A 12,626-nucleotide genomic window follows, 5' to 3' on the forward strand; every position below is an offset into this window, starting at 1 on the left:
CTATGGGCCAAGATGCGCCGCCACGTGACGCGTGTGCGGCGCATTTCTGTGTTCAAACAGGTAAATCCCCTGCCACGTTCCCAGCACCAACCGCCCGGACTGCACTGGGATTGACAGGCTGACGGGCAGCAGGGCCGCCTTGATATGGGCGGGCATGTCGTCCGGGCCTTCATAGGTGTGGGTCAGATAAGACATACTGGGGTCCGTCGTCGGCGGCACCAGACGATGCAGGAAGTTTTGCAAGTCGGTTTGCACTTCGGGATCGGCGTTTTCCTGTATCAGAAGCGAGCAGGATGTATGGCGCACGTACAGCGTCAGCAGGCCATCGTCCATGGTCTTGCCCGCCAGCCAACGCACAACATCCGTGGTGAATTCATAAAGGCCGGGGCCTTGCGTTTGGATCGTAAAACCATGTCCCATGGCGGTGATAGAATGTCACCCAAGCGATCCGCGCAAGGCCCCTTCGTTCGTTTTTCCGGCACCCGAGGCAATCAAATTCAGGTCAGCAGGGCCGGCACCCTCTCCGCCTTTGTTCGCGTGAGTGGTTTGCCTCGGAATGCCGGAAAACACAGGGAAACCCTAGAGCGGGATCAGGGCGGGACGTCGTGCAATATGCCCATCCTGCCGCCGGGTTTCCAACCTCATCAGCGCCCTGAGCCGCCCGGACCTGACATCCGGTCGGCCATCGCGCTGAGCCAATTCTTCCTGAAAGTTTGTGATTGGCCCTTTCAGGCCCGTGGCGTATGTCTGCGCGCCCACCATCTTACGCATCATAATCCCCAATATAAAAAGTTTCGTCTCAAACAAAGCGATCGTCCAATATGCTCACATTATCGCCACATTTCCGCCCCATTTCAAAGGAAACCGATTCTTAGCGCCTGAAAAACAGTGAAAACAGTTTGTTTCCACGTCGATATTCATTTCATTGGAGAGTGAAACAGAAGCGTTTCGCGATTAAATAGGCGCGTCGCGCGCAATAGCGCGAAGAGCTCTTTAACTGACCGAGATTCGTTTGCCGTTCAGAACAGCGGATTTCTTGGTCGAATTGGGGCAAAAATGTGACGCACGTCCACCTTGATGGACATGCGTCATGTCTCACTGATCCAGGAACGACCGCAGTTTGCGCGATCGACTCGGGTGCTTCAGCTTGCGCAGCGCCTTCGCCTCGATCTGCCGGATCCGTTCGCGTGTGACCGAGAACTGTTGCCCCACTTCTTCCAGCGTGTGGTCAGTGTTCATACCGATACCAAAGCGCATCCGCAGCACACGTTCTTCACGCGGGGTGAGCGACGCCAGAACCCGCGTGGTGGTTTCCTTGAGGTTTTCCTGAATGGCGCTGTCCAGCGGCAGCACGGCATTCTTATCCTCGATGAAGTCACCAAGCTGGCTGTCTTCCTCGTCCCCGATCGGGGTTTCAAGGCTGATCGGTTCCTTGGCAATCTTCATCACCTTGCGAACCTTCTCAAGCGGCATTTGCAGCTTTTCGGCAAGTTCTTCCGGGGTCGGTTCGCGGCCAATCTCGTGCAGCATCTGGCGACCGGTCCGCACCAGCTTGTTGATCGTTTCGATCATATGCACCGGAATACGGATGGTGCGGGCCTGATCGGCGATCGAACGGGTGATCGCCTGACGGATCCACCATGTCGCATAGGTCGAGAACTTATAGCCGCGACGGTATTCGAACTTGTCCACCGCCTTCATCAGGCCGATGTTACCTTCCTGAATAAGATCAAGGAATTGCAAACCGCGGTTGGTGTATTTTTTGGCAATCGAGATGACCAGACGCAGATTGGCTTCGACCATTTCCTTCTTGGCCTGACGCGCTTCCTTCTCGCCTTTCTGAACCTGCTGGACGATGCGGCGGAATTCAGGGATGTCGACGCCGACATACTGACCCACCTGGGCCATGTCTGCGCGAAGCTGCTCGACCTTGTCCGAAGAGCGTTCGATAAAGCCCTGCCATGCGCGCCCCGATTGGGCCGCCATATCTTCCAGCCAGGTCGGGTCCAGTTCACGCCCGCGATAGGCGTCAATGAATTCGCGGCGATTGATGCGGGCTTGGTCAGCCAGTTTCACCATCGCCGAGTCAATCGACATGATGCGGCGGTTGATGCCGTAGAGCTGATCGACCAGTGCCTCGATCCGGTTGTTGTGCAAGTGCAGTTCATTTACCAGCAGCACGATCTCGGACCGCAGTTTCTGATAGGCGCCCTCGGCCTTCTTCGAGAAACTGTCGTCTTCGTTCAGGGTCGCGGACATCCGCAGATCCTGCATTTCCGACAACTTGTTATAATCGCGGGCAATCAGTTCAAGCGTTTCCAGAACGCGCGGCTTCAGCGCTGCCTCCATTGCGGCAAGCGACATGTTGGCGGCTTCGTCCTCGTCGTCGTCATCATCATCCGTGGCAATCGGGTTGCCATCCGCATCAAGTTCCGGATCGGTGCTTTTCTTTTCGCCAGATGCGGCTGCACCATCGACACCGGCGGCGGCGGTCACGCTTTCGGATTCTTCATCCTCGTCCATTGCATTGCCGAAAGTGGCATCAAGGTCGATGACATCGCGCAGCAGAATATCTTCGCTCAGAAGCTCGTCGCGCCAGATGGTGATGGCCTGAAAGGTCAGTGGGCTTTCGCACAGCCCGGCGATCATCGTGTTGCGACCAGCTTCGATCCGCTTGGCGATCGCAATCTCGCCCTCGCGGCTGAGGAGTTCGACCGACCCCATTTCGCGCAGATACATGCGGACGGGATCGTCGGTACGGTCCAGCTTTTCGGATTCGGCGGTGGCAACAGTGACCTCGCGGGCCCCCGCCTGCGTCACCAGTTCGGTCGAGCCCTTCTCTTCCTCTTCCGCCTCTTCGTCTTCAATGATGTTGATGCCCATTTCGGACAACATCGACATCACGTCTTCTATTTGTTCGGAACTCACCTGGTCGGGGGGCAACACCTGATTAAGCTGATCGTAGGTGATATAGCCTTTTTCCCGTGCCTCGGCGATCATCTTCTTGACCGCTTTTTGGCTGACGTCACCCATGGGTTCGTCGTCCTGATCGTCGTCCTTGCGGTCGTTGGCGGTGTCCTTGGCGGCCATGGGCCCTCCTTGCACTTGGCTTGGCGGATATGGGACGTCAGGCGCTCGCCCTAGTTGATGTCCCACCACGTCGGTGATTCGGGTTGGCCGAATCATCACCTCGAATCGGTGATTCGCCAACCCATGTATCGCGTATTCTTCGCCTGATCATCCGCAAAAGACCAGAGATCACGGCACTGTTGCTATTTCCCCTTCTTTTTGTCGGGGGAGATCTGCGCCAACAGCTTGTCCAGCGCATCGCGTTCATCGCGGTTCATGAGCGTCCCGTTATCGGCGACCTCATAGGTGGCTTTGTCCTCAGACTGGCTGCGCTGCGCCTTGTTACGCGCCTCGGCAGCCTGCCCCAAACGCCATGTCATACCTTCATCCGGCAATGTGTCCATATCCTGAGCAGCATCCGCGATCTCGCGCCTAAGCCCGCGCGCCGCCTCAAGCTTCATGATTTCTTCGTTCAGGCTTGCCTCGACGATCTCATCATCCTCGGGGTGGCGCATGGCGGGGGTGATCCGCACATGGTTGAGCGCAAAGAGCTTTTCAAGGGCAACCGCCCCAATTCGTTCAATAATGATGCGTTCCAGCACTTCCGCCCCTTCATGGGCGTGGCGCAACAACACGCGCTGCAATGCACCATGATCAGGTCCTATCATGTCCAAACGCTCCATCCGGCTTTCGACATGTTCCAGCATGTCGGGCCTGCGGATGAGGATCGCCAGAATAACCGCTTCGCGCAGCACCTCTTGCGCCTGATCGTCGGCGGTTGCCAACAACGATGACTTGGTTGAGTGCAAAACCGGTGGAACAGGTGCCCAGCCCCGGCCCTTGCCCGGCTTCCATGGCACCCGCGTTGCCCCTTGTGCGCCCTGACCTTTGGGGCGCGACCGGAACAGATCCCATCGTTTGTCCTTGATCGCCTGCCCATAATGCGACCGGATCGACGGGTCCTTGATGCGCGCTATCGCTGCGCGCAGATCCTTGTCCAGCGCGGCGCGGCGTTCCGGGCTGTCAAACACCTTGCCCTCGGTCTCGCGCCGCCACAGCAGGTCCACCATCGGGATCGCCGCGTCGATCAGGGCCTGCATGGCCGCGGGCCCGCTTTCTTTCAGCACATCATCCGGGTCCTTGCCTTCCGGCATGATCGCAAAGCGCAGGCTTTGCCCGGCTTCCAACAGGGGCAGCGCGTTGTCGATGACCCGCATCGCCGCCGCCAGCCCGGCCTTGTCACCGTCCAGCGCGATGATCGGTTCCGGTGCGATGCGCCACAGAAGGCGCAGTTGGTCTTCGGTGATCGCGGTGCCAAGCGGGGCAACGGTCGCACCAAACCCGGCCTCGGACAGGGCGATCACGTCCATATACCCCTCGGCCACGACCAGGGATTGCCCCCTGCCCGCCGCCTCGCGTGCCGGGCCGTGGTTGTAAAGGCTGCGCCCCTTGTCAAATAGCTCCGTTTCGGGAGAGTTCAGGTATTTCGCGCTTTCGTCAGGGTCCATCGCGCGACCGCCAAAGGCAATCGCCCGCCCGCGCGCGTCACGGATCGGAAACAGGATGCGATTTCGGAACGTGTCATAGGGTTGGCCCCCCTTGGTGCTGGGCTTGGCCAGCCCCGCCCCAAGGATCAGGTCATCGGCAACGCCCTTTCCTTTCAGGTGATCCCACAAGCCCTGCCAGGCATCTGGGGCAAAACCGATTTCCCAGCGGTCCACCGCTGCGTCACTCAGCCTGCGCCGGGCCAGATATTCGCGCGCTGCCGTCCCCGCGCCGGTTTTCAGCATCAACCGGAAATGACCCACGGCCATTTCCATCACCTCGACCAGTTGCGTGCGCCGATCCGCCTTTTCCTTCGCTTTGGGGTCGCGAGCGGGCATCTGCATCCCGGCCTCGCCCGCCAGTATTTCAACCGCTTCCATGAAGCCGACATTCTCGGTCTCGCGCACGAAAGAGATCGCGTCGCCCTTTTGATGGCAGCCGAAGCAGTAGTAATAGCCCTTGCGGTCATCCACATGAAAAGACGCGGTTTTTTCCTGATGAAACGGGCATGGCGCCCACATGTCACCCTTGGCCTGATTGGATTTGCGCTGGTCCCACATGACCTTGCGCCCGACAACCTGTGACAGGCTCAGGCGATTGCGTAATTCATCAAGGAAACCGGGTGGCAGTGACATGGACTATATATCGGCATGACGGGCGTCAGAGTCCAGTGGTCGTTGACGTTTCACGCCCCGACGGCACCGCGCACCATGTCCCAATAAATATCAGCAACTGCGTCACGCGACAGCCGCCCGCCTTCGCGATACCACGTGTTCACGCCAGTCAGCATGGCAATCAGCGCCATCGTGGTCAGGCGCACATCCGGGGCTGTGATCACCCCCTCGGCTTGGCCTGCTCGCAAGATCGCCTCAAGCTCGCTTTCATAACGTCGGCGCAGGGTTTCGACATTGGCAAAGTTTTCATCCGACAGGTTGCGCAGTTCCATATAAGCGATGAACACCGCGTCGGGGCGTTCAAGATGGAACCGGATGTGAAACCGCGCAAAAGCCTCCAACCGCGACAACGCGTCGTTTCCCTTCGGCTCGTCGCGCCACGCCGCCAGAAGCTCGTCCATATGGGCCTGCATCAGATCGTAGAGCAGGCTTTGCTTGTCCTTGGTGTAAAGGTAGAGAGCGCCCGCCTGCACACCGACCTCAGCTGCGATCTGGCGCATTGAGACGGCGGCGAACCCATGTTGCGCGAACAGGGAAAGGGCTGCCTCGCGCACCTTCGGGCCGGTGATTTCACTGTGTGATCCGGTTTTTCTTGCCATGGCCCCTTGATAACTGAACGATCGTTCAAATCAATCCCAATCCATCCCGCACCATCTTGCGGCACCGGGGTCACATAGCTAAGGTCGCCCCAGCCCTTCGGGCATGTAACAGGAGACGCCGATGCCCCTGCGCCAGATCATCCTTGCAGCACTTCTGCCCAGCGGATTGGTCGCTTGTGCCGCGGCCCCCGATTTTCCGGCCGATGCTGCCGCCAACGCACCGTTCCCCAAAATCGTGCCGGTCAGCGAAATTCAGGCGCAGGTCGAAACGCAGCCGGGGGATGAAGGGATTGACGAACTGGCTGCCCGTGCCGCCGATCTGCGCGCGCGCGCAGACGCGCTGCGCGGCACGTCTGTGGTCGATGACGAGACCGAAGATCAGATGCAGGATGCGTTGACCCCCTGACAGGCCGATCCGGCTGTCTCAGAAATTTCCATCAACCACGCACCGGTGGATTGCACCACGGACGGCCATTGGCTACACGTCGCTGAACAATTTTACAGCCGACGGAGAGCGACATGAGTGACAACAGCCCCCTGCGCCCCCCCCTGCGTCTTGGGATTGCAGGTCTTGGCACCGTCGGCATTGGTGTGATCAAGATCATTCGCCGTCAGGCCGCTTTGCTGGAAGATCGTGCCGGGCGACCAATTGCGATCACCGCTGTTTCAGCCCGGTCGCGCGACAAGGATCGCGGCGTCGATCTGTCGGATTACGCGTGGGAAGACGACCCGGTCGCACTGGCAAAGCGCGATGATATTGACGTATTCGTTGAATTGATGGGCGGTCACGAAGGCCCCGCCAAGGACGCTTGCAAAGCAGCGATTTCCGCAGGCAAAGACATTGTAACCGCCAACAAGGCACTTTTGGCCCATCACGGGCAGGAACTGGCTCTGGCCGCTGAAGCTGCGGGCGTGCGTCTGCGTTATGAAGCCTCTGTCGCAGGGGGCATCCCGATCATCAAGGCCCTGACCGAGGGGCTGGCAGGCAACGAGATCAGCCGCGTCATGGGCGTCATGAACGGCACCTGCAACTACATCCTGACCCAGATGCAAGCCACCGGGCGTGGCTATAATGCCTTGTTCGAGGAATGCGCCGAGTTGGGCTATCTTGAGGCCGACCCGAACCTTGATGTGGGTGGCATTGATGCGGGCCACAAGCTGGCAATCCTGTCCTCGATCGCATTCGGCACACAAGTCAATTTCGACGCGGTCGAACTTGAGGGCATCCAGCGCATCCAGTTGGAAGACATCGAACACGCCGCCGAAATGGGCTATCGCATCAAGCTTCTGGGCGTGGCGCAGATGACAGGTCGCGGGCTGGAACAACGCATGACACCATGCCTAGTGCCCGACAGCTCTCCGCTGGGGCAGTTGGAAGGCGGCACCAATATGGTCGTGGTCGAGGGCGACGCAATTGAACAAGTGGTGCTGCGCGGCCCCGGTGCGGGCGAAGGCCCGACGGCAAGCGCGGTGATGGGTGACGTGATGGACATTGCGCGTGGTTTGCGCATCCCGACCTTCGGGCAACCCGCGAACACGCTGCGCCCGGTGACGGGTGTGAAAGCGATGAAACCTGCTCCGTTCTATCTGCGTATGGTGCTGCTGGACAAACCCGGCGCGCTGGCGAAGGTGGCGGCGGTTTTGGGCGATGCGGGGATCTCGATCGACCGGATGCGCCAGATCAGCCATGACCAGAAACTGGCCCCTGTGCTGATCGTGACCCATAAATGCACCCGCGACGCGCTGGACACGGCGTTGGTTGGGCTGGCCAAGACCAACGTGGTCGAAGGCGAACCGGTCGCCATTCGCATCGAAAAGGTCTAGGCACCTCAATGGACCGGTTCGCCGCCGTCGACATCTATTGCGAACGCACCGGGCCGGAGTTCTGGTCCGAACCCTAGAACGCCCTGTCGAACCTGACCTTTTTCGTCGCCGCTGGCTGGGGCTGGGTCGAAGCCCGAAAGCGCGGTCGCACCGACGCCACCACCATGTTTCTGATTGCGTTGGCAGCTTTGGTCGGGCTGGGCAGCTTCCTGTTTCATACCTTCGCCAATGCATGGTCCAGCTTGGCTGATATGATCCCGATCTGGACCCTTGTCGCGCTGTTCATGCTGGTCGCCATCCACCGGATCGGCGGCGCCCGACCCGGTCGTATCGGAATCGGGCTGACCGTCGCCGTGGGCCTTGTCGCCATTTTGTTTGCCTTTGGTGGCGATGGCAGCGGCAGCCAGACCAGTAATTCGCCCGCTGCGGCGCTGGATGCGGATGGTTCATCCGCCCCGGCATATCCGATCCTGAACGGGTCCGAGCAATATCTGCCCGCAGTTCTTGCCCTGCTGGCCTTCGCCGCGCTTAGCCGCCGCAAGGGCCACCCGATTGCGCCATGGGTCGTGGCCGCCGCTGGCGCGTTCTTGGTATCACTGACCCTGCGCACGCTGGACATGCACCTGTGCGAAATCTGGCCGCTGGGCACACTTTTCATCTGGCACATCCTGAACGGTACGATGATCGCGCTGCTGTTCCAGGGCCTCATTCGCAGCCCCGTCGCAAGGCCGGGGTAAGTGGTGAAACCGCGCAAGTCCCTTGCCCCTGCCCCGTGTCGGCACTAAACCCGTGGTCAAACATTGAAAGTAAGGATTACCCCATGGCCGATAAAGTCGTTTTTCTGGACCGCATGCTCTCGCTCGGTCTGGCCCGTGTATCAGAGGCGGCCGCCATGGCCAGCGCAAATCTTGTCGGACGTGGGGACGAGAAAGCCGCAGACCAGGCTGCCGTCAACGCGATGCGCGATCAGCTGAATCTTTTGGACATCCACGGCACCGTGGTGATTGGCGAAGGCGAACGGGATGAAGCACCGATGCTTTATATCGGCGAAGAGGTCGGCACCGGCGATGGCCCCGCCGTGGACATCGCGCTTGACCCACTGGAAGGCACCACATTGACCGCGAAGGATATGCCCAATGCCCTGACCGTGATCGCCATGGCGCCGCGCGGGACGCTTTTGCACGCCCCGGATGTCTACATGGAAAAGCTGGCCATCGGGCCGGGCTATCCGAAAGATGTGGTCAGCATGGATATGTCACCTGCCGACCGCGTCAAGGCACTGGCCAAGGCGCGAGGCTGCGATATGGCCGATATTACTGTCTGTGTGCTGGAACGCCCCCGCCATGAGGACATGATCGAAAGCATCCGTTCGACCGGCGCTGCGATCCGGCTGATCACCGATGGCGACGTGGCCGGTGTCATCCACTGCGCCGAAGCCGATATCACCGGCATTGACATGTACATGGGCAGCGGTGGCGCACCCGAAGGTGTGCTGGCGGCCTCGGCCCTGAAATGCATGGGAGGGCAGATGTGGGGCCAGTTGACGTTCCGCAATGATGACGAACGGGGCCGCGCAGCCAAAGCCGGCATCACGGATCTGGACCGCATCTATACCCGCGACGAAATGGTCACGGCGGATGTGATTTTCGCGGCGACAGGCGTCACCGATGGTTCGATCGTGTCGGGGATCAAGCGCGAACCCGGCTTTCTGACCACCGAAACCATTCTGATGCGGTCGAAAACCGGTTCGGTGCGCCGCATGATCTATCGCAACCCGGTCACAGCGAGCTAGGGTCAGGAACGCGCGGAGGCGCATATTGAGACGGAGCCGTGCAAGGATCAGGGGTGCATATGGGCAGTTTTCTGGGGGTGGACAGTTCAATCACCGGTCGCCACTGGATTGGCCCCTCGACCGAGGTGAGCCGACAGGCCGAGACGCTTGAACAACATTCCGGCCTGCCCGGCCCATTGTGCACAGTGCTGGCGCGACGCGGTGTTGCACCCGAGGAAACGGCGGGGTTTCTGGACCCCACCCTGCGGGATCTGCTGCCCGATCCGCGCAAGCTGAAAGATATGGAAGCCGCCGCCACACGTGTTTTGCACGCACTGGATCAGAACGAGCGGGTCGCGATCTTTGCCGATTACGATGTCGATGGTGCGACCTCGGCAGCCCTGTTGACCGACTGGTTTCGCTTCTTCGGTCGCGGTGTAACGCTGTATATCCCCGACCGGATCGACGAAGGTTATGGTCCCAACGTGCCCGCGATGCAGGATTTGGCGCGGGAACACCACCTGATCATCTGCGTCGATTGCGGCACGCTGAGTTTCGAGCCTATAGCCGCCGCCCGCGCGACCGGTGCCGATGTGGTTGTGCTGGATCACCACTTGGGCGGTGAAACCCTGCCCGACGCCAATGCCGTGGTGAATCCAAACCGACAGGACGAGGCCAGTGCCCCCGGATATCTCTGTGCCGCTGGCGTTGTCTTCCTGCTTCTGGTCGAACTGGGTCGTTGCTTACGTGAAGCCGGACGCGACGGACCCGATCTGATTTCGATGCTGGATCTTGTCGCGCTGGGAACAGTTGCCGATGTCGCCCCTCTGACCGATGCCAACCGCGCCTTTGTGCGGCAAGGGTTGAAGATCATGGCCCGCCGGGCGCGACCCGGCATGGTGGCACTGGCTGATGTGGCGGGCCTGAACGAAGCCCCTCGCGCCTATCATCTGGGGTATCTGATGGGGCCGCGCGTGAACGCCGGCGGGCGCATCGGCAAGGCTGACCTTGGTGCGCGACTTCTGTCGACCACGGATATAAACGAAGCCCGGTCGATCGCAGAAAAGCTGAACGAACTCAACGCTGAACGGCGCGAGATTGAAGCCCGCGTGCAGGATGCGGCCATGGCGCAGGCCGAAGATCGCGGGCTGGACACCCCGCTGGTCTGGGCTGCCGCCGACGGTTGGCACCCCGGCGTCGTCGGCATCGTCGCCAGCCGCCTGAAAGAATCCACCAACCGCCCCGCAGTTGTGATCGGCTTCGATGGTGACGACGGCAAGGGGTCGGGTCGGTCCGTCAGCGGCATTGATCTTGGGGCCGCCATTCAGCGGCTGGCTTCCGACGGCCTGATCTCCAAGGGCGGGGGTCACAAAATGGCAGCAGGGCTGAGCCTGACCCGCGATCAGTTGCACCCGGCGATGGAGCGGCTGTCCAGCCTGCTTGCCAAGCAGGGTGCCGGTGAGCTTGGTGCGGCTGACCTGATAATCGACGGGCTTTTGATGCCATCCGGTGCAACCGTCGATCTGATCGAGAAACTTGAGGAAGCCGGGCCGTTCGGTGCCTCAGCCCCCGCCCCGCGCTTCGCGTTTCCAGATGTGCAGATCCTGTTTGCCAAACGGGTCGGTCAGAACCACCTGAAAATCAGCTTTGGAGACGGGATGGGCACCCGTCTTGATGCCATCGCATTCGGTGCATTCGATAGCCCCCTCGGCCCAATGCTGGAGCAACACGGGGGCCAGCGATTTCATCTTGCAGGGCGGCTGGAGATCAACCAATGGCAAGGCCGCTCCAGCCCCCAATTGCGCCTGGAAGATGCCGCAAAAGCCTGATTTTCATGGGCCTTCCAGTTTTTTCAAAAAAGCTGAAAAACCCTCTTGCACGGCCCCAACCTTTCTCTTAGAACCCCCTCACTGACAGAGTGGCCCGTTCGTCTATCGGTTAGGACGCCAGGTTTTCAACCTGGAAAGAGGGGTTCGATTCCCCTACGGGCTGCCACTTCTTTCCTACAGGTATTGTTCATTTGTTTCTGATGATTGGACATACACGCTCATCTTGATTGATGACATCGGGATGTGACGTCGGTCCATCCGTCTTGCTGCCGGATGATCCGGATGCTCTCAGGCACCGAGGCCAGCATGACATCGTTCATCCAGGCCGCAAAGCACAGGACAGCACACGAAATCCTCAATGTTCATCGCATGTTGCGTTTGCAAACACGCCCGAGCAGATAGAGTACAGCCTAGCCCAGCAAGCTATCGCGCTGGCGGGCCAAACGGTCGCTCAGTTGGCCCTCGACCTCTCGCATCGGCGCGGTCTGGATGGTGTCGACATGGCGCGCCACCCAAAGCGGCGAGCGCAGATGGGGTGCCTTGGACTTCTGGCGGACAAGGTCGCGATGCAGATCGCCGACAAAACAAGGCAACATTGCAACCCCCGCCCCCATCGCGGCCAAGGCTGCAAGTGTCAGAAAGCTGTCTGATGCCGTGGTCAGGTGCTCAGGGCCTATGTTTTCAGCCATCCAAGCGCCCACAACGGACCGGGTCAGCGGTCCCGACAAGCCCAACCATTCGCCGTTGGTGTTGTCCGTGGCATAGGCGGCAAAGCCGATTTCGCAGGCCGCCACCCCGACCAGATCATCCGCGATCGTCAGCGACGGCCGCACAATGATATGTGCTTCCTCCCGGATCAGGTCGAGATGGGTGTTGCTGCTCAGCAGTGTCATGTTCAAGTCCTGACTGTCGGAGTTGATCGCGCGGGTGATGCGCGGCAAGACCAGCGCGCACAGCGTATCGGTCGAGGTGATCCTGACCGTTCCTTTCATCGCGCCGCGTTCCCCGCCCCCGGCCAAACGCGCGACTTCGTTTATCGCCGCAGCGGCCGTCTGTGCGGCACGGATAATATGCTCGCGATCAGCCAGAACACGATATCCGTTCGGCGTCCGCTCGAACACCGGAAGGCCATGGCGGTCTTCAAACGCTGCGAGATGCCGCAGCACGGTCGCGTGGTTGACACCCAACCGCTTCGCCGCCTGCAACACCGACCCGGTTTCCGCAACCGCGAGCACATAGCGCAGATCATCCCAATTTTCGTTGTGCATTTTTTAATACCCTACAGCGCAAAAATACTAACTGTTACCATATTTCC

Annotated in this window: 11 protein-coding genes and 1 tRNA gene; 6 read left to right on the plus strand and 6 right to left on the minus strand. The window is 60.1% G+C overall.

Annotated features, from left to right (window positions below):
• The 5 genes from AC13C8_RS16585 to AC13C8_RS16605 form a co-directional block, all read right to left on the minus strand.
• Complete coding sequence (locus AC13C8_RS16585; RefSeq protein ID WP_482848425.1) at positions 1-420, minus strand: secondary thiamine-phosphate synthase enzyme YjbQ; 420 nt, start codon at positions 418-420, stop codon at positions 1-3.
• 159 nt (positions 421-579) lie between these two features.
• On the minus strand, positions 580-771 hold the full coding sequence (locus AC13C8_RS16590; protein ID WP_143064302.1) for a hypothetical protein: 192 nt from the start codon (positions 769-771) through the stop codon (positions 580-582).
• 324 nt (positions 772-1,095) lie between these two features.
• On the minus strand, positions 1,096-3,090 hold the full coding sequence (gene rpoD / locus AC13C8_RS16595; protein ID WP_091429498.1) for an RNA polymerase sigma factor RpoD: 1,995 nt from the start codon (positions 3,088-3,090) through the stop codon (positions 1,096-1,098).
• Between the two features lie 182 nt (positions 3,091-3,272).
• Positions 3,273-5,249, minus strand: coding sequence for a DNA primase (dnaG, locus tag AC13C8_RS16600; protein WP_482848428.1), 1,977 nt, complete (start codon positions 5,247-5,249; stop codon positions 3,273-3,275).
• A gap of 50 nt (positions 5,250-5,299) precedes the next feature.
• Positions 5,300-5,887, minus strand: coding sequence for a TetR/AcrR family transcriptional regulator (locus AC13C8_RS16605; protein WP_091429494.1), 588 nt, complete (start codon positions 5,885-5,887; stop codon positions 5,300-5,302).
• A gap of 121 nt (positions 5,888-6,008) precedes the next feature.
• On the opposite strand from AC13C8_RS16605, the gene AC13C8_RS16610 reads away from it, so the two are divergent.
• From AC13C8_RS16610 to AC13C8_RS16635, 6 genes are all read left to right on the plus strand, one after another.
• Positions 6,009-6,293 carry a hypothetical protein gene (locus AC13C8_RS16610; protein ID WP_482848430.1) on the plus strand — a complete coding sequence of 95 codons (285 nt, stop codon included), beginning with the start codon at positions 6,009-6,011 and terminating at the stop codon, positions 6,291-6,293.
• A 131-nt stretch (positions 6,294-6,424) separates the two neighbouring features.
• Positions 6,425-7,711 (plus strand): homoserine dehydrogenase, encoded by a 1,287-nt coding sequence (locus AC13C8_RS16615; RefSeq protein ID WP_091432158.1) that lies wholly within the window; start codon positions 6,425-6,427, stop codon positions 7,709-7,711.
• A gap of 83 nt (positions 7,712-7,794) precedes the next feature.
• Positions 7,795-8,448 carry a hypothetical protein gene (locus tag AC13C8_RS16620; RefSeq protein ID WP_482848640.1) on the plus strand — a complete coding sequence of 218 codons (654 nt, stop codon included), beginning with the start codon at positions 7,795-7,797 and terminating at the stop codon, positions 8,446-8,448.
• A gap of 83 nt (positions 8,449-8,531) precedes the next feature.
• Positions 8,532-9,503 (plus strand): class II fructose-bisphosphatase, encoded by a 972-nt coding sequence (glpX, locus tag AC13C8_RS16625; RefSeq protein WP_091429487.1) that lies wholly within the window; start codon positions 8,532-8,534, stop codon positions 9,501-9,503.
• A 59-nt stretch (positions 9,504-9,562) separates the two neighbouring features.
• Positions 9,563-11,311: a single-stranded-DNA-specific exonuclease RecJ gene (gene recJ / locus AC13C8_RS16630; RefSeq protein ID WP_482848431.1), complete on the plus strand. Its 1,749-nt coding sequence runs from the start codon at positions 9,563-9,565 to the stop codon at positions 11,309-11,311.
• Positions 11,312-11,402: 91 nt separating this feature from the next.
• Positions 11,403-11,477 (plus strand) — tRNA-Glu (locus AC13C8_RS16635).
• A gap of 244 nt (positions 11,478-11,721) precedes the next feature.
• Here AC13C8_RS16635 and AC13C8_RS16640 read toward each other — a convergent pair.
• Positions 11,722-12,579 carry a LysR family transcriptional regulator gene (locus tag AC13C8_RS16640; RefSeq protein ID WP_482848433.1) on the minus strand — a complete coding sequence of 286 codons (858 nt, stop codon included), beginning with the start codon at positions 12,577-12,579 and terminating at the stop codon, positions 11,722-11,724.
• Positions 12,580-12,626 lie beyond the last annotated feature (47 nt).

It is taken from the genome of Aliiroseovarius sp. B-4 (assembly GCF_056857795.1).

What these genes read in the sequence shown, in the direction of transcription:
- glpX (WP_091429487.1), top strand. Translation starts at nt 8,532, where the DNA reads ATGGCCGATAAAGTCGTTTTTCTGGACCGCATGCTCTCGCTCGGTCTG.
- AC13C8_RS16610 (WP_482848430.1), top strand. Translation starts at nt 6,009, where the DNA reads ATGCCCCTGCGCCAGATCATCCTTGCAGCACTTCTGCCCAGCGGATTG.
- AC13C8_RS16605 (WP_091429494.1), bottom strand. Translation starts at nt 5,887, where the DNA reads ATGGCAAGAAAAACCGGATCACACAGTGAAATCACCGGCCCGAAGGTG.
- AC13C8_RS16590 (WP_143064302.1), bottom strand. Translation starts at nt 771, where the DNA reads ATGCGTAAGATGGTGGGCGCGCAGACATACGCCACGGGCCTGAAAGGG.
- AC13C8_RS16585 (WP_482848425.1), bottom strand. Translation starts at nt 420, where the DNA reads ATGGGACATGGTTTTACGATCCAAACGCAAGGCCCCGGCCTTTATGAA.
- dnaG (WP_482848428.1), bottom strand. Translation starts at nt 5,249, where the DNA reads ATGTCACTGCCACCCGGTTTCCTTGATGAATTACGCAATCGCCTGAGC.
- rpoD (WP_091429498.1), bottom strand. Translation starts at nt 3,090, where the DNA reads ATGGCCGCCAAGGACACCGCCAACGACCGCAAGGACGACGATCAGGAC.
- recJ (WP_482848431.1), top strand. Translation starts at nt 9,563, where the DNA reads ATGGGCAGTTTTCTGGGGGTGGACAGTTCAATCACCGGTCGCCACTGG.
- AC13C8_RS16640 (WP_482848433.1), bottom strand. Translation starts at nt 12,579, where the DNA reads ATGCACAACGAAAATTGGGATGATCTGCGCTATGTGCTCGCGGTTGCG.